The sequence below is a fragment of the Mycoplasma sp. 10961 genome (assembly GCF_055523525.1).
On the sequence record NZ_JBVFVD010000001.1, the window covers coordinates 164,543 to 182,734 of the forward strand.

At 32.0% G+C, this 18,192-nt stretch carries 16 protein-coding genes and 2 rRNA genes; 14 read left to right on the forward strand and 4 right to left on the reverse strand.

Going from position 1 to position 18,192, the window contains the following annotated elements; translation table 4 throughout:
• Positions 1–8: 8 nt before the first annotated feature.
• The 4 genes from AC0B4T_RS00725 to gmk form a co-directional block, all read right to left on the reverse strand.
• Positions 9–437 (reverse strand): LSm family protein, encoded by a 429-nt coding sequence (locus AC0B4T_RS00725; protein ID WP_465102725.1) that lies wholly within the window; start codon positions 435–437, stop codon positions 9–11.
• A gap of 110 nt (positions 438–547) precedes the next feature.
• The gene (locus AC0B4T_RS00730; RefSeq protein ID WP_465102726.1) at positions 548–1,219 is read right to left on the reverse strand and encodes a ribulose-phosphate 3-epimerase; all 672 of its coding nucleotides are present in this window, start codon (positions 1,217–1,219) and stop codon (positions 548–550) included.
• Positions 1,220–1,227: 8 nt separating this feature from the next.
• On the reverse strand, positions 1,228–2,079 hold the full coding sequence (gene rsgA, locus AC0B4T_RS00735; protein ID WP_465103274.1) for a ribosome small subunit-dependent GTPase A: 852 nt from the start codon (positions 2,077–2,079) through the stop codon (positions 1,228–1,230).
• Between the two features lie 61 nt (positions 2,080–2,140).
• Positions 2,141–2,752: a guanylate kinase gene (gmk, locus tag AC0B4T_RS00740; protein ID WP_465102727.1), complete on the reverse strand. Its 612-nt coding sequence runs from the start codon at positions 2,750–2,752 to the stop codon at positions 2,141–2,143.
• 99 nt (positions 2,753–2,851) lie between these two features.
• Here gmk and truB point away from each other — a divergent pair, with 99 nt between their 5' ends.
• The 14 genes from truB to rpmJ all read left to right on the forward strand — a co-directional run bounded on the left by truB (position 2,852) and on the right by rpmJ (position 18,178).
• The gene (gene truB, locus AC0B4T_RS00745; protein ID WP_465102728.1) at positions 2,852–3,703 is read left to right on the forward strand and encodes a tRNA pseudouridine(55) synthase TruB; all 852 of its coding nucleotides are present in this window, start codon (positions 2,852–2,854) and stop codon (positions 3,701–3,703) included.
• Positions 3,691–4,506 (forward strand): YcsE-related riboflavin metabolism phosphatase, encoded by an 816-nt coding sequence (locus tag AC0B4T_RS00750; RefSeq protein WP_465102729.1) that lies wholly within the window; start codon positions 3,691–3,693, stop codon positions 4,504–4,506. The genes truB and AC0B4T_RS00750 overlap by 13 nt, the downstream gene beginning before the upstream one ends.
• Positions 4,507–5,355, forward strand: a complete 849-nt coding sequence (locus AC0B4T_RS00755) for an FAD synthase (protein ID WP_465102730.1) — start codon at positions 4,507–4,509, stop codon at positions 5,353–5,355.
• A gap of 125 nt (positions 5,356–5,480) precedes the next feature.
• A complete protein-coding gene (rpsO, locus tag AC0B4T_RS00760) occupies positions 5,481–5,747 on the forward strand; it encodes a 30S ribosomal protein S15 (protein WP_465101891.1) in 267 nt (88 codons plus the stop codon).
• 24 nt (positions 5,748–5,771) lie between these two features.
• Entirely contained in the window at positions 5,772–5,963 is a 192-nt protein-coding gene (gene rpmB, locus AC0B4T_RS00765; RefSeq protein WP_465101890.1) for a 50S ribosomal protein L28, read from the forward strand.
• Between the two features lie 521 nt (positions 5,964–6,484).
• Positions 6,485–7,993: ribosomal RNA gene (locus AC0B4T_RS00770) — 16S ribosomal RNA — on the forward strand.
• Between the two features lie 289 nt (positions 7,994–8,282).
• Positions 8,283–11,172: ribosomal RNA gene (locus tag AC0B4T_RS00775) — 23S ribosomal RNA — on the forward strand.
• Together the 16S and 23S rRNA genes form the textbook arrangement of a ribosomal RNA operon.
• 523 nt (positions 11,173–11,695) lie before the next feature.
• Positions 11,696–13,723 carry a S8 family serine peptidase gene (locus AC0B4T_RS00780; RefSeq protein ID WP_465102731.1) on the forward strand — a complete coding sequence of 676 codons (2,028 nt, stop codon included), beginning with the start codon at positions 11,696–11,698 and terminating at the stop codon, positions 13,721–13,723.
• Positions 13,710–14,483: a hypothetical protein gene (locus AC0B4T_RS00785; protein WP_465102732.1), complete on the forward strand. Its 774-nt coding sequence runs from the start codon at positions 13,710–13,712 to the stop codon at positions 14,481–14,483. The genes AC0B4T_RS00780 and AC0B4T_RS00785 overlap by 14 nt, the downstream gene beginning before the upstream one ends.
• A 465-nt stretch (positions 14,484–14,948) precedes the next feature.
• Positions 14,949–16,379: a preprotein translocase subunit SecY gene (gene secY, locus AC0B4T_RS00790; RefSeq protein ID WP_465101888.1), complete on the forward strand. Its 1,431-nt coding sequence runs from the start codon at positions 14,949–14,951 to the stop codon at positions 16,377–16,379.
• On the forward strand, positions 16,373–17,011 hold the full coding sequence (locus AC0B4T_RS00795; protein WP_465101210.1) for an adenylate kinase family protein: 639 nt from the start codon (positions 16,373–16,375) through the stop codon (positions 17,009–17,011). The genes secY and AC0B4T_RS00795 overlap by 7 nt, the downstream gene beginning before the upstream one ends.
• Before the next feature lie 69 nt (positions 17,012–17,080).
• Entirely contained in the window at positions 17,081–17,830 is a 750-nt protein-coding gene (gene map / locus AC0B4T_RS00800) for a type I methionyl aminopeptidase (protein ID WP_465102733.1), read from the forward strand.
• Position 17,831: 1 nt separating this feature from the next.
• Positions 17,832–18,050 carry a translation initiation factor IF-1 gene (gene infA / locus AC0B4T_RS00805; RefSeq protein ID WP_465101212.1) on the forward strand — a complete coding sequence of 73 codons (219 nt, stop codon included), beginning with the start codon at positions 17,832–17,834 and terminating at the stop codon, positions 18,048–18,050.
• 14 nt (positions 18,051–18,064) lie between these two features.
• Entirely contained in the window at positions 18,065–18,178 is a 114-nt protein-coding gene (gene rpmJ / locus AC0B4T_RS00810) for a 50S ribosomal protein L36 (RefSeq protein ID WP_004794374.1), read from the forward strand.
• The last annotated feature ends 14 nt before the right edge of the window (positions 18,179–18,192 follow it).

The window sequence follows — 18,192 nt, forward strand, 5'->3', positions numbered from 1 at the left end:
TATCTCCTTTAAAATTTTATATATTTTTCAATTTTATTAATTTGATTTAGGTTAATTTGGATTTTACGAATATTACCTTTTTGGTTTCATTGGAATTTCAGAATATCTTGATTAATTTCTAATAATTTTACAATTAAAATATCATGATCGGCAAAAGGTTTTTTTAAGAAGATTTTAAGATCTTGATTTATATAATTAGGCAATTTTGCAAAATCAAGCTCAATTGCTTCACCTTTAGATAAAACTTCAAGATAATAATTATCACTAAATCAGTTTTGTGTATCTAAATACTCACTGATTGCTTTGGATATTTCTTGAACTTTATCTAAATCATTATAATCAACGGTCACTTCTAATGTTTGGCCAAATGTATTTGTGATTTTAGCACCTAAAATAACTTCTCCAAATTGCTCTGTTAAGATTTTTTTATAATCCATGTTACCTCCTTTTAATAGAAAGAGTTGCTAGCGCAACTCTTTCAAAAATATATCTTGATTTAGTTACTAATATTATAACATTTACAAATGAAATTTAAATTAAATTTACATTATTCTTTGTTAGCAAATTTACCTAAGATACTATTAATACGTTCACTAGTTGGCATAGCTACTAAATAAGTACCGGCTACAACAGCATCAGCTCCTGCTTTTAAACATAAAGGACCAGTTTCTGAGTTAATTCCCCCATCCACTTGAATTAAATAATCATAAGAATGTTGAATTCTTAACAAACGTAATTCTTTAATTTTATCTACAGAACTTTCGATAAATTTCTGACCACCTTTACCTGGTTCTACTGACATAACTAAAACTAATGATAATTTTTTTAAAAATGGTTTAATTTGCTCAACAGTAGTATTTGGTTTAATTGCTAAACCAATTTTTAATTCTTGGTTGTTTTTATTTAAAAATGCTTGAAATTTATCTAGATCATTTTGAATTACTTCAAAATGAAAGGTGAAGATATCAACTTGGTCTTTGAGGTGTTCTAAATAATCATAAGGATTTAAAACCATTAAATGAGCATCCTTAAAATGTTTTAAACCTTGCTGGTTAATTTGTTTAATTTCATCTACTGAAATAGCAGTATTAGGTACAAATTTTCCATCCATTATGTCATAATGGATTCATTTAATACCATTATTAATTAAAGTATTAGCCATATTTAATCTTTGGTCAATTTCTATATTTAATAAACTTGGGGTAACATATTTTTGCATTTTAGCTCCTATTTTTGATTTGTTAATTCGTTTTGTAATTTAAGATAATTTTGGTAACGAAAGAAAGGAATTATTTTCTGCAAAGCAGCTAGTTTAATTGCACAGCCATCTTCTGGTTCATTAACGTGTAAGCATGAGCGATATTTACATGTTTTAGCTAAAGACTGAAATAATTCAAAGCTTTTGGCTAATTGATATTTATCTAAATCTAGTTTTAAAGCAGAAAAACCAGGAGTATCAATTAAAAAGCCATCTTGAAAATTAATGATTTGAATTTGCCTTGTAGTATGCTTGCCTCTGCCTAAAGCCTTGGAAATACTTTGGGTTTCAAAATTAAGGTTAGTTAACTTGTTTAAAGTTGTGGTTTTACCAACCCCGCTTTGGCCCATGAAAGCACTAAATTTATCTTTAAAAATAAATTTATAAGAATTATCTATCTTTTGCGTATTGTCAATTAAATATACTTCATAGCCCATTTGTTGATATTGCATTTGTCATTCTTTTGCTTTGTGAATATCAAGATCCGCTTTAGTAATAAAAATAACTGGCTTAATATTTTTAAATTCTAAAATACTTAAATATTTATCAAGCAAAAAAGAACTAAATTCTGGCTCGTATACCGACATACAAATAATCATTTGGTCAATATTAGCAATATTCGGGCGAACCAAATAATTTTTACGCGGTAAAATTTCGGTGATTAAACCGCCTGAAATTTTGACATAATCACCAACTACTGGCGATAAATTTAAATACCTTAATTTACCAGCTGCTTTGATATTTTGTCTGTGCATTGTGTCTAAGTTTACTACTTTGTAAACTCCAGCTACTAAGGAAAAGATTTTTAATTTAGGAATCATAAATTGCAAAAGAAATTTATACTTGGTTTAAAACCAAATATAAATTTCATAATTTTTGTTTTTATTTAATACCTAATTCTAAATATAAGATTTGTTTAATTTCATTAGCGGCACGTTCTGGTGTATCATTAATCACTTTATATTTAAAAATATTAGCTTCCGCAAGTTCGATTTCAGCTTTTTTCAAACGATATTTTAAAGTATCTTTATTTTCTGAACCACGTTTAACAATACGTTTTTTTAAATCATTTACTGAAGGAGGTAAAATAAAAATAGTTATTAAGTTATACTTTGAATTTCATTCCTCTTTTTCAAATTTATTAATAATTTTTTTTACTCCATTAGTTTCAATTTCTAACAAGGGAACCATGTTTTTATCGTGAATTTTTGTTAATTCAGAATTTAAAGTTCCGTAGTAGTTATTTAAGTGGTATGAAAATTCGACAAACTTGCGTCTTTTTAATAAATCACGAAATTGATCAACATCAATAAAATGGTAATGAATTCCATCAAGTTCACCTGGGCGGCGCTTTCTTGTTGTTGCCGAACAAGAAAGCGAAAGGTTTAATTCTTCAAATTCAAATAACAATCTTTCGATTGTACCTTTGCCTACCCCGCTAGGCCCTGATAGAATAATTATGGGTTTTTTCCTTGAATTCTTTTTTACCATCATATAGAAATTTTAACACAAGAATGAAATTTTGCCAAATATTTGTGTCATACTTAAAAAATAATATGTGTTAAAATATAAAAACAAGAAAGATAGATAAATATGTTTTTTAAATTTTACAAAGCAAAAGGTGATTATTCGAATAAAAGAATTAGACAATTAGCAAAGGAATTAAATGTCAAAAAAATTGGACATTTAGGTATTTTGGATCCATTAGCCCACGGCTTAATGATTGTAGCTACTAATGAAGATACACGGTTATTAGAATATATTCAAAATAAAGATAAAGTGTATATTGCAAAAGCAAAATTATTTTGAGAAAGTAATACTTTAGATATAACCGGCAATTTAGTTCAAAAGCCAAGTAAAAATATTAGCGAAGAAGATTTAATTAAAGCAATAAACAAAGTAAGTAAATTTACAAGCCAAATTCCGCCTGTTTATAGTGCTAAAAAAATAAATGGCAAAAAAGCTTATGAATATGCAAGGGAAAATAAAGAAATAACATTGAAACCCCAACAAATTAATATTAATGAGCTTAAAATACTTTCATATTCAAAAGAGAACTGTGAATTTGAAATACTTGCTGATGTTTCACATGGCACATATATCCGCACTTTACTTTGTGATATTGCAAGTTTATTAAATACAACATGTGTTATGAGTGAATTAAAACGGCTTAGCATTGGCAAAATTCAGCTAAATAATTTGCATCCAAATGAATATGAGCAAGTGAAAAATGATGAATTATTTAATTTACCAATTTATGATGCGAATGAACCAGAATTAAAACTTTTATTAAATGGAGCTAGTTTTAAAGTAAATTTAGAAAATAAGAGTGAAATTTTTATCTTAAATCCTACCACAAACGAGATTTGTGCTGTAGGCTTAGTTAAAGAACAAGTGTTTTATCCTAAAAAAGTATTTTTAAAGAGGTGTATATGAAAAATTTAAAAGAAATTATTAAAGTTGCGGCTTTTGACATTGATGGAACATTATTGCCTAATGGTGATATTGTGTTTCCTGACAAAATTAAAAAAATGTTTCAAGAACTTAAAGATAATAATGTAGTCAGTGTTGTTGCTACGGCACGAGAATTTGCAACAATAGGTGATTTTTTAGAACAATTAGCACCAGTTGATTATTTCATTGGTGCTAATGGCTCATTTATTTGGGATGTTAAAGCCCAAAAATTTATCTATAAATCTACTATTGATAAAAAAGTTGTGTTAGATATTTATGACAAATTCCAAGATCAAGATGTGCAAATTTCGGTTACTGATTTTGATAAAGTTTACAAAAGTCCAAATATGAATTTAGATACATGATTTATTAAGCCATTTAAAGATAATTATTTAGATTATCAAGATTGAATGTTGCAAAATACTGATTTATATGTAATTACTTTTGGAACTAATGAAGCAGCTAAAGTTTCAAAGCAAGTTCAAGAATATATTGACCAAAATAATTTAGATGTTGAAATTGAATCAAGATGATCAAGAGGCTTTTGGGTAAGCCCGAAAAATGTAACTAAAAGTAACGCATTAAGAATTTTATGTAAGCATTTAGGTTTTAGCATGGATAATTTAATTGCCTTTGGTGATAGTTCAAATGACTATGAAATGCTCCGTGATGCTTTTTATGGTGTTGCGATGCAACGAGCTAATGAGAGGCTTAAAAGTGTCGCCAATGATATAGCTTTAGATTGCGAATATGATGGGGCATATTTAAAATTAAAAGAATTAAAAATTATATAAATGAATGATTTAGAAATTTATACTTTAGATAATTTTGAAACAAAAGAATCAGATAATTTTTTGCTTGGAAGTTTTGAATCTTTTCACTTAGGCCATTATCAACTTTATCAAGAAGCTTTAAAACATCCTGGCCGGATCATTTTAGTTACTTTTCAGCAAGATAGTTTCGACTTTAAAAATAAAGGGAAATATTTTCAAAGTAATCATGCTAACTATTTTAATTTGGCACAATTAAACATAGATTGTGTAATTGAACTAGATTTTGCAAAAGTTAGAAGTTGTGCAGCTTTAGAATTTTTAAATAAATTAAGCAATAAAAAGTTAATCAAAGTATTTGTTGGGCAAGATTTTATTTTTGGTAGTGACCGACTTCGCGCAACTGAATTAGATCTAAGCAATAATTCATTAATTGATTTGCAGATTGTTGAAATTTTTAAATTTAAAAATCAAAAAATTTCAACAAGTTTATTAAAAGAATCTTTAGAATTTGGTGATTTAGATTTAATTAATGATTTATTAGTTTATAACTTTACCATTGATGCAATTTATCATGAAACTAAGTTATTAGTTAATCAAAAACAACTTTTAATGCATCCAGGTATTTATTTAACGATTTTATATTTAGATGATTTAGCTTATTTATCTTTAACACATGTGTCATTGCAAAAGGAACTATTTTGTTATTTATTATCATCTGAACTTAATTTACTCAAAGATTTAAAAGAGAAAAAATGTTATGTTGAATTTTTAACTAAGCAAAGATTAATTATTTCTAGTTCACAAGATCAACTTACCAAAGAAGACTACCAAGTTGCAAAAAATTATTTAGTCAATTTGAAAAATGCTTAAGTTATGATATAATAAGCAAGCTTAGTATAAGCAAAACAATAATTTTATTCTTGGTTATAACAGCAAAATAGAGTTATAACTAGGTTTAAAACATAATAGATTTATTTAATATATAAGGAGATATTATGGTTTCAAAAGCTAAAAAAGCTGAATTAGTTAAAAAATTCGGTAAAAATAATAAAGATACTGGTAATGTTTTAGTACAAATTGCAATTCTTACAGAAGATATTGAATTACTAAAACCACACTTTTCAAAAAATCCTAAGGACAATCACTCTCGTAGAGGGTTCTTAGCTAAAATTGCACAACGTAAAGTATTATTAAAACACCTTAAAGAAGCAAACTTAGAAGAATACAACAAAATTACCGACGCATTAAATATCCGTAAGTAATTTATTAGTTAGGAGAATTAGAATATGGCAAGAAGATGTCAATTATCAGGTGTTGGACCTTTATCAGGAAACACTCGTTCACATGCTATGAATGCTTCAAAAAGAAAATTCAATGTTAACTTACAAAGAGTAAGAGTGACAATTGATGGTAGAAGAATGACTTTACGTGTTAGTGCAAAAACTCTTAAAACCTTAAAAACAAAAGGTTTAATATAATTAATAAACCAGCAAATTAATATTTGCTGGTTTATTTTATCTTTTTGAAAGATATGTTTTCCTGGATAGTCCTCTTCTTATCTTTGTGAAATTGTCAAGAATTTGATAATTTGGTCATTTTTAGACATGAGAAATTGGAGCATTAGTTCCTATAACTTTTTTATGAAGCCACCAACATCTTCATTGGGTTTAAATTAATATATATATATATATATAACAAAAATATAAAGTTAAAATTTACCATATTATAATGGTTATATTTAAATAATGTACAAAAACCATAATTAATTATCTTATATAAATATAATATATATTATTGTGTTATATTATGGGTCGCTTGCTTTTATAACAATCAATGAATTATTATATTTTTTAAATATCACTAAAAAAAACAACCCAACAAAAAAATAAAAAAATATTTTGGTTTTTATTTTTTTGTACTATAATTATCTTGCGCTTTTTGAAAAAGCAGCATGAAGTTCTTTGAAAACTAGATATACACACAAAACATGACAGTCAATTTTTTCGAGAGTTTGATCCTGGCTCAGGATGAACGCTGGCTGTGTGCCTAATACATGCATGTCGAGCGGAGTTCTTTTAGAACTTAGCGGCGAATGGGTGAGTAACACGTACTTAACATACCTCTTAGATTGGGATAACGGTGAGAAATTATCGCTAATACCGGATACTTATATAGTTCGCATGAATTATATATAAAAGGAGCCTTAAAGCTTCACTAAGAGATTGGGGTGCGGAACATTAGCTAGTTGGTAAGGTAATGGCTTACCAAGGCGATGATGTTTAGCGGGGTTGAGAGACTGATCCGCCACACTGGGACTGAGATACGGCCCAGACTCCTACGGGAGGCAGCAGTAGGGAATTTTCCACAATGGACGAAAGTCTGATGGAGCGACACAGCGTGCAGGATGACGGCCTTCGGGTTGTAAACTGCTGTTATAAGGGAAGAAAAAGCATTAGAGGAAATGCTAGTGTCTTGACGGTACCTTGTCAGAAAGCAACGGCTAACTATGTGCCAGCAGCCGCGGTAATACATAGGTTGCAAGCGTTATCCGGAATTATTGGGCGTAAAGCGTCTGTAGGTTGTATGTTAAGTCTGGCGTGAAAACTTGGGGCTCAACCCCAAATTGCGTTGGATACTGGCATGCTAGAATTGTGTAGAGGTTAGCGGAATTCCTAGTGAAGCGGTGAAATGCGTAGATATTAGGAAGAACACCAATTTGGCGAAGGCAGCTAACTGGGCACATATTGACACTGAGAGACGAAAGCGTGGGGAGCAAACAGGATTAGATACCCTGGTAGTCCACGCTGTAAACGATGATGATTAGCTGATAGAAAATCTATTGGCGCAGCTAACGCATTAAATCATCCGCCTGAGTAGTATGCTCGCAAGAGTGAAACTTAAAGGAATTGACGGGGATCCGCACAAGCGGTGGAGCATGTGGTTTAATTTGAAGATACGCGTAGAACCTTACCCACTCTTGACATCTTCTGCAAAGCTATAGAGATATAGTGGAGGCTAACAGAATGACAGATGGTGCATGGTTGTCGTCAGCTCGTGTCGTGAGATGTTCGGTTAAGTCCTGCAACGAGCGCAACCCTTATCCTTAGTTAATTTTCTAGGGAGACTGCCCGAGTAATTGGGAGGAAGGTGGGGACGACGTCAAATCATCATGCCTCTTACGAGTGGGGCAACACACGTGCTACAATGGATAGTACAAAGAGACGCAAAATGGTGACATCAAGCAAATCTCAAAAAACTATTCTCAGTTCGGATTGTAGTCTGCAACTCGACTACATGAAGTCGGAATCGCTAGTAATCGTAGATCAGCTACGCTACGGTGAATACGTTCTCGGGTCTTGTACACACCGCCCGTCACACCATGGGAGCTGGTAATGCCCGAAGTCGGTTTTGTTAACTACGGAGACAACTGCCTAAGGCAGGGCCGGTGACTGGGGTGAAGTCGTAACAAGGTATCCCTACGAGAACGTGGGGATGGATTACCTCCTTTCTACGGAGTACATTAAGTTACAATTCATTTTAGTAACAATTACCAATTTATGATATGGTTATCATTTCTTATTTAATGTCATGGTTGAGATAACCCAACATGTATATCTAGTTTTGAGAGAACTTCTCTCATTTTGTTCTTTGAAAACTGAATAGTAAAGATAAATTAATATAACAACGACATCAAAAAATAAATTAGTCAATTTGTTTTGGATAACCGAGTAATTATTTTATAAATAATTTATTAAAATGTCTTTGAATACATCAACAACAATAGGTAAATATTGAACTTTTAAATAAGTAAGAGTGAGTGGTGGATGCCTTGGGTCTGGAAGTCGATGAAGGACGTGATTACCTGCGATAAGCCTCGTGGAGCTGGATATGAGCTACGATACGGGGATTTCCGAATGGGGAAACCTAGTTAGAGTAATGTCTAACTGCTTCAAGATGAATAAAATAGTCTTGATTGCGAGACACGTTGTGAACTGAAACATCTTAGTAGCAACAGGAAAAGAAAATAAAATATGATTCCATTAGTAGCGGCGAGCGAAAGTGGAAGAGCCCAAACCACCTTAGGGTGGGGTTGTAGGACTATCTACATAAAGTTACAAATTTTTGTTATAGCAGAAAAAGTTGGGAAACTTTAGCATAGAGGGTGATACTCCCGTATGCGAAATAGCAAAAACTTTTGATAGCATCCTGAGTAGGGCGGGGCACGTGAAACCCTGTCTGAATCTACCGGGACCATCCGGTAAGGCTAAATACTAACCAGACACCGATAGTGAACTAGTACCGTGAGGGAAAGGTGAAAAGAACCCCGGGAGGGGAGTGAAATAGATTCTGAAACCACTTACTTACAATTAGTCAGAGGCCGTTAATGGCTGATGGCGTACATCTTGCAGTATGGACCGGCGAGTTATGTTAACATGCGAGGTTAAGCGGAAAAAAGCGGAGCCGTAGAGAAATCGAGTCTTAATAGGGCGTTTAGTATGTTGACATATACCCGAAACCAGGTGATCTATTCATGAGCAGGCTGAAGCTTGGGTAATACCAAGTGGAGGGCCGAACCGTAGTACGCTGAAAAGTGCCCGGATGACTTGTGAATAGCGGAGAAATTCCAATCGAACTTGGAGATAGCTGGTTCTCCTCGAAATAGCTTTAGGGCTAGCGTGTGATGTTAAACTTTGGTGGTAGAGCACTGAATATGGAATGGCCGCGCCTAGCGGTACTGACTATAATCAAACTCCGAATACCATTGTGTATTGTCATGCAGTCGGAACCGGGGTGCTAACGTCCCGGCTCGCGAGGGCAACAACCCAGATCGTCGGCTAAGGTCCCAAAATTATGTTAAGTCAGAAAGGTTGTGAGATTTCATAAACAACTAGGAGGTTGGCTTAGAAGCAGCCACCCTTTAAAGAGTGCGTAATAGCTCACTAGTCAAGAGATCTTGCGCCAATAATGTAACGGGAGTAAAACATAATACCGAAGCCACGGGTACGAAAGTACGTTAGAGGAGCGTTCTTAATGCAACGAAGTCAGACCGTGAGGACTGGTGGAGCGTTAAGAAGTGAGAATGCCGGTATGAGTAACGATTCGTAGTGAGAATCTACGACGCCTATTGGGAAAGGTTTCCTGGGGAAGGTTCGTCCACCCAGGGTTAGTCAGGACCTAAGGAGAGGCTGAAAAGCGTATCTGATGGATAACAGGTTAATATTCCTGTACTGCCTTGTTATAGTGATGGAGTGACGGAGAAGGATAACACTACCTATTAATGGATTTAGGGGTAAGTAGTGACTGGTGAATATAGTTAAATGCGTATTCTACAACCGGGAGCTACGATGCATAAGGCTTTGGCCTGAATTGTGTGATTTCATACTTCCAAGAAAAGCTTCTAAACGTTTAAATAACAGGGTACCTGTACCGAGAACGGACACACGTTCCCAAGATGAGTATTCTAAGGCGAGCGAGAAAACCAATGTTAAGGAACTCTGCAAATTAACCCCGTAAGTTCGCGATAAGGGGTGCCAACATTAAACCGTTGGCCACAGTAAATTGTGAGGGGCAACTGTTTATCAAAAACACAGCTCTCTGCTAAACCGCAAGGTGATGTATAGGGGGTGAAGCCTGCCCAGTGCCCGAAGGTTAAGTGGATGCGTTAGCTTAATGCGAAGCGTTGAAATGAAGCCCGGGTGAACGGCGGCCGTAACTATAACGGTCCTAAGGTAGCGAAATTCCTTGTCGGCTAAATACTGACCTGCACGAAAGGCGCAATGATCTCTCAACTGTCTCAACATTGGACTCGGTGAAATTATGGTCCCAGTGAAAACGCTGGGTACCCGCATCAAGACGAAAAGACCCCATGGAGCTTTACTACAACTTCGTATTGAAACTTGGCCTAACATGTGTAGGATAGGTGGGAGACAGTGAGATCAAGGCGCTAGCCTTGAAGGAGTCAACCTTGAAATACCACCCTTGGTATGTTGAGTTTCTAACCTGCCGCCGTTATCCGGCGGGGAGACAGTGCGTGGTGGGTAGTTTGACTGGGGCGGTCGCCTCCTAAAAGGTAACGGAGGCGTTCAAAGGTACACTCAATACGGTCAGAAACCGTATGTAGAGCGCAAAGGTAGAAGTGTGCTTGACTGCGAGACCTACAAGTCGAGCAGGTGCGAAAGCAGGACTTAGTGATCCGGCTGTACGTCATGGAACGGCAGTCGCTCAACGGATAAAAGTTACCCTGGGGATAACAGGCTTATCTTGCCCAAGAGATCACATCGACGGCAAGGTTTGGCACCTCGATGTCGGCTCATCGCATCCTGGAGCTGGAGTCGGTTCCAAGGGTTTGGCTGTTCGCCAATTAAAGCGGTACGCGAGCTGGGTTCAGAACGTCGTGAGACAGTTCGGTCCCTATCTGATGTGGGCGTTGGAATATTGATGAGAGCTGCTCTTAGTACGAGAGGACCGGAGTGGACGTACCGCTGGTGTTCCAGTTGTTCCGCCAGGAGCATAGCTGGGTAGCTAAGTACGGAAGGGATAACCGCTGAAAGCATCTAAGTGGGAAGCCTCCTCAAAGATAAGTATTCCCTTGAAATTCCTTGTAGACTACGAGGTTGATAGGATGGAAGTGTAAGTGTAGTAATACATTCAGCTGACCATTACTAATAAATTGATAGGTTTAAAAGTTAAATGTATTCATGACATTTTAATAAATTACTTTACTGTTCAGTTTTCAGAGAATAAGTAAAAACTCCCCTCAGGGGAGTTTTTTTGTTTAAGGTTAAAAATTTAATTTGCTTGTTAAACAAAATATTTTATTAAATGGACTAACAAATTTAGGATATAGGATCAATCCTTAAATTAATTTTAGTTTTTTATTAATTTTAATATTATATAAAGACTATTTAATTCTATTGTGTTTTTCTTAGAAATGAATGATATGTAAAATTATTTATAAAATGTAAGTGAGATATAGTGAAAGTATAAGTGAATTAATTTATTTAATAAATTATAATAAAATATTGTGTTTAATTTTAAAATTATATAATCTAAATATAAAATTTTACTATTGAAGATATATATATATATATATATATCTTTTTATGATTTTATCTTTCTAAATATTTATTATAATTAATATGTGGCACTTTTATAAGAAAAACAAGCTGCACAAATTAAAACTTATAAAATACACAAGGGGGATAACTAAATGTTATCAAAAGTTAAAAACTCGCTACTAATGATTTTAGGATCAGTAGCATTTACAGGAGCAACTTTAATTCCAAATACTAAAGTAGCAAACCAAAATACAACTAATATTTATTGATATAATAACCTGAATAATACAAAATTTGAAATTAGGGATCAGTTAGTTATTAAGGAATGATCACCAAATGGAGAGTTAATTAACAAACCAGTTAATAATGATTTTGAACTTAAATTATTGTTAAATCCAGGTTTTGAAACTGATAATGCGGATTTTATTCGAAAATTTAACAATAATTTTATTAATAAGGTTACAAATAGTAACCTAGTATTTTCAGAATCAAGTAGTAGCAGAATAATGCCAATTGTACTATTCTACTTTAAAACTGAATCTGATAGAGAATTATTTGTAAATAACATTAAGAACTGACATGAAATTTATAAAATAATCATATATAAAAATGAAGATATTAACCAAGGAGTTTGAGGCAACGATCCTGGATTCGATTATTACCGTAGAGCATATTCTCATTTAAATATAGCACCAAATAAAAACCTAAATAATTTTAAACAATCTGTAGAAAAAAATGTGGGCATAATAAAAGCCGATGTTGGTCTTTTAGATAAAAGAGTTGGAAAAATAGGGGTTTTAGAAGTTGGAAACGAAAAATTTGATGATAAATACAAAGAATTTTTTAAAGGTGGAATTAAAATTAACCAAGATCTTGTTTTAGAACCCAATTCCCCAATTGATGAACATGGGATTATGGTTTCAATGATAGCAGGTAGCCAATTTGGAGTAGATAGATCATCTTCTGTTTATTTATCAAAATTCTTAAATTATAAAGACTGGCAAGAAGCAATTGAAAAAATGATAATTGATGATGGCGTAAGAATTATTAATCATAGTTATGGACCAAATTACGATGGTGATAAAGCAAATTACTATAAACTTTACGAGGATAAGGCATATTATTTAGACTATATTTCAAGAAAATATGGTGTTATTAATTTTGTTTCAGCAGGAAACGATGGTGATAAAACTGACCATCAAATTACAAAAAGTAAACTATCTTTTAATTCTATTATAGTTGGTTCCTTAGATAAAAATGCAAGAGAATATAATTTAAAAACTAATAAAGTTGTTAATACTTCAAACTATAAGTTAAATACTCAATATGAAAACCTAGCAAAACCACTTGTAGTAGCACCAGGATTTTATAATAATATTTTTTACCAAAAAGGAGTTAAAGATAGCCATGAAATTATTAATGGCACAAGTTTCTCAACGCCACTGGTAGCTGGCCTAGTATCTAATTTCTTAAAAAAATATCCTGAAATTAACAAAACAGAATTAAGAGTACCCATTATAAAAGCAATTTTATCTGCATCTGCTGTTACCCCCCAGTTATCTGAATTACAATATAAATCTAGTGGATATGAACAAAAATACGGGGCAGGAACACCAGATGGTATAAAAATGCATGAGGCAGCTAGAAACTATAGAACTATTAGCATTAAGCCAACTAAAGAAACTGGAACAGTTTTTACAAGCAATGAGATCTTTTTGAACATAAACCAAACAATAAAAGTATCAAGTTCATGAACTTTTAATGCTGGTGTACTAAAAAATATTCCTAGCTGAGAAAGTTATCAAACAAATTATAATTGGTGAACTGGGCATAGCAATTTACCTGGCTCATCAAATAGTGAGGAAGAAGAAATAAGAAAATTTTGAAATAAAATTCATGACAAAGAATTTTGGCCAAAATTTAATGAAACCATTAAGTATCAAGGTCATAGATGGTTTACAGATTATGATTTATTCCTAGAGTACAAAGAGTCAAATGGTAAATGGGTTGAAATAAAAAGGGTTTCTACTGTTGCATCTAATGATGAGTTAATCGAACACAAAGCAACAAAAGGTGGTCTGTATAGATATGTAATAAAAAAATACTCATCATCAGAATATACTAATTCTGTTGATGACTTAGTCGCAGTAACCCATGTGGTAAGAAATGAAAATAATTAAAAAATTATTAATAGGTGTGCCTGCCTTTGCATTACCTTTTGCAACAATTGCTTGCTCTAAAACAGAAGATCCTGATAATATCCTAAAAAAGTTTGGGAATTTATTGGATGAAGGTATTAAAATTTATTGAAAATTTTCTAGTCAATTTGATAAAATATCAAAAGAAGGATATTTAAAAGTTTCTACAACCCCTGAAAATCAAACAAAAATTGAAGAAAAAAATGGTTATATGTATACATATAAATTCTTTGATCATATAACAAAACCAGTTTATAATAAATATGGTTTAAAACTTGTAAAAATATCTACAAAAGAAGAATTTGAGAATTTAATAATAAAAAGATATCAAGATTTACATACTTTGGAAGACTATAAACCGACGTCTGGGCAAGTAATATCTGCATTTGAAGAAGCTTTTTTAAATTATGCGAACGTTTATCAGCAACTTGAAAATAATGATATTTATATATTAACTGCAGGCAGAAGTGGAACGTTTTCAGAAATTATCATACCTTTTGTATCAGATAATACTGTTGAATTAAAAATCATTAATAACCATTTAACTTTAACTGTTGATGAAAGAGTATTCACAGAACAGTTATGAAAAGTTTTTACATTACCAAAAAGAGAAAAATTTACTCTTAGTATGACTCCTGATTTTACTTTTGGAAGTACAGACTTAGACAAACTGCAAGAAGAAGTTAATATCCTTAAAAGTTATTATAATAATGAATTCCAGAAATCGTATAAAAAAGAATAATAATATAAACAGTAATCAATGTTCGGCAATGGAAGGCCGAATATTTTCATATTTATTTAATTATTTTTTATAGTATTAATGATCTTACTTTAACCTAAGTTTTTATTTCAATGTGTGCTAATTTCCAATATATATAATATAACCAATAAATGCATTTACTATTTATAAATAATGAAAGAGTGATATTAAATTTTAAAATTTTTATTAATTACATTAATATTGTTATTACTACAAAATTATAATATATCTATAAACTTACCAATTAATTGAGTTTACTAATAATAAATATAAATTATTTTATAAATAATTTATACCATATTTTAGTTAAATATGCTCTATTTAGGCAAGATTCATATATAGACTTAAATATTTGTAATTCAGTGGCTTTTATTTTGTTATTTTAATATTTCGAAAATATCATTTTTTTAATATAATAGAGATATATTTAAATAGTTAGGAGTAAAATTGCAAAATTTAACACTCTCTTTATCAAAGTTATTTTATAAATTTAATAATAAATGGAAAGATTTTTGATCACGTAAAGAACTTTGAAAAAAGGGGATTTTCACATTTTTCTTATTAATAATTTTTATAACTGGCACGACAATTACCGCACCATTTATCAAACTTTCAAATATTAACCAAATTAATGATAATTCATTTTTAAATACTTTAAATTTAATTGGTGGAGGAGGGCTGCGCCAATTTTCAATGTTCGCCCTAGGGATTAGTCCCTTTATTAATGCATCCTTAATTATGATGGTTTTACAATCAAAACTTGTACCACCAATTCATAAGATGAGTCAATCAGGACCACAAGGTAGGCGTAAGATCAACATTATGACACGTTTTATCACTCTTGTGATAGCTTATCCACAAGCTGTATTTTTAACAAGATCATTATCATCAGGAAATTTACGCTCAAGTTTTATCCAAATTACCGGAACAGATATTTTTTCTGAAACTACTATTGTTTATTTCTTAGTGCCAATGATCTTAACTGCCGCTTCATTATTTGCTCTTTTTATTAGCGAGCAAATCACAAATAAAGGAATTGGTAATGGAACTTCTTTAATAATTTTTACAGGAATCGCTGCAAGATTACCATTCCAATTCCAATCTGCTTTTGTTTACTATATTGGTGATTTAAAAAGTCAAAATATTGTTGGAGATATCTTAAGCTTTATTTCATATGTTTTTACATATTTAGTTGTTCTTTTAATTATTGCTATTGTGTATGTAGCAGAAAGACATATTCCAATTCAACAAGTTGGGGCTGGAAGATCTAAAAATAAAAAAGAAATTGGTAAATTACCAATTAAGCTAAATCCAGGTGGAATTATGCCTATTATTTTTGCAATGATGGTTTTATCATTTCCATCAATGATTGCAAATATCTTGCCGCAAACTAATGCAGCAAAGCAATGAATTGACCTTAACATGCAATTCACTTCACCAGTAGGTTTTGGACTTTTAGTTGGAATCGTATTTTTCTTCTCATTAATTATGGGTATTCAACAATCAAAAGTAGATAAAGTAGCTGAAGACTTTACTAAGAATTCTACTTATATCCCAGGCCTTAGACCCGGAGAAGATACACAAGATTATTTAATTGCAGTTGTCTTTAGATTAAGTGTTTTTTCATCATTTTACTTAGTAATTTTAGCAAGTATGCAATTTGTGCAAACAATGACCGGAATTTTACCACAAAGTATTGCCTTTGGTGGTACTAGTCTAATGATTTTAGTTTCAACAGCATTGGAAACAGTTGGTCAATTAAAAGCACGTAATAAATCAAATAAACTTTCGTTAGCTAAACACCAAACATATAAAAACTTAGAATTAGCTAATGATGATGAAAATAACATTAATAAAAATGAAGGACTTTTATGGTAAAAACAAATTTAATTTTTATGGGAGCTCCAGGTGCAGGAAAAGGTACAGTGGCCTCAATTCTTGCAAATCAAACAAATTTAGTACATTTATCAACTGGAAATATTTTTCGTAATGAAATAAAGAATCAAACGGAACTTGGCAAACAAGTTGAATATTATGTTAATTCTGGTGGTTATGTCCCAGATTCAGTCACTAATAACATTGTTTTAAATGCAATTAATAAATTTAAAGCAGAAGGTAAATACTTTATTTTAGATGGGTATCCTCGCACGAAAGAACAAGCTGAATTTCTAAATCAACAACAAGATTTTTCCTTTAAAATTATTAAATTAGATGTTCCAAATGAAGTCATTATCGAGCGTTTAAGTGGTCGCAGGTTGTGTAAAAAATGTGGGACAAGTTACCATATAAGTTTTAAACCCCCTAAAGTTAGTGGACTTTGTGATCTAGATAATCAAGAATTAATTATTCGTGAAGATGACAAACCAGATAAAATTAATAATCGTTTAAAGATCTACGAAGAGCAAACAAAACCTCTATTAGATTTTTATCAAAATCAAGGTCATTTCATCAATATTTCAGCTACTTTAAGCCCGGATGAAGTTTCTCAAAAAGTATTAGAATTAATTTAATAATGTGGTAAAATAAAGATACTTTTAGTTAAGTATCTTTTTTCATATTCTACTTTTTGGAGGGCTATAATGGCAATAACAATTAAAAACGAACAGCAAATTAGAAAAATTACTAAAAGTTGTCAAATCTTGGCAGAAGTTAAACAAATTATTTGAGACTTTATAAGACCAGGGGTTTCTTTAAAAGACATTGATCAATTAGCTTTTAAAGAAATTATTAAAAGGGGAGCTAAACCAGCTTTCTTAGGTTTATATGGCTTTCCTGCAACAGCTTGTATATCTGTTAATCATGAATTGATCCATGGAATCCCATCAAATTATAAAGTTAAGGATGGAGACTTAGTTAGTGTTGACCTAGGTTGTCTATGAGAAGGTTATAATAGCGATAGTGCATTTACTAAACCAGTTGGTAATGTAACAGAAACTGATTTAAAACTAATTGAAGTAGCCAAAGGTGCTTTTGAAGCTGGCTTAAAAGCCATTAAAAAAGGTGCTCGGGTTGGCGATATTTCAGCAGCTATCGGTCAATATATTAAAAAGAACAATTTATATACACCAGAAGAATTTTCAGGCCATGGCATTGGTTTAGAATTACATGAAGATCCGTATGTACCTAATGATGGTAAAAAAAACACTGGGCCCTTACTTAAAGATGGCATGGTAATTTGTATTGAACCAATGATAACCCAAAGTAAAGGAATTAAGATTCTTGCAGATGGGTGAACTGCGGTTAGCATAGATGGTAAAAATACAGCCCACTATGAACATACAGTTTTAATTAAAGATGGCAAAGGAATTGTTCTTACGAAAGGAATTTAATTTGGCAAAAGATGCAATAAAATTTAAAGCTACTGTTAAAGAGGCTCACACAACAGATTTATATACTGTTGAGCTTGAAGATAACGGAGCAATTATTAAAGCTCATATTTCAGGTAAAATGAGGGTACACCACATAAGAATTTTACCTGGTGATACTGTGGATGTAGAATTAAGCCCATATGATTTAACTCAGGGCAGAATTGTCTACCGTCACAAATAAATTAAGGAGTATAAATGAAAGTTAGAGCAAGTGTAAAAAGAATGTGCAAAGACTGTAAAATGATTAAAAGAAAAGGTGTAAACCGGGTAATTTGTGTGCAGCCTAAACACAAACAAAGACAAGGTTAAGAAGGGAGTATATT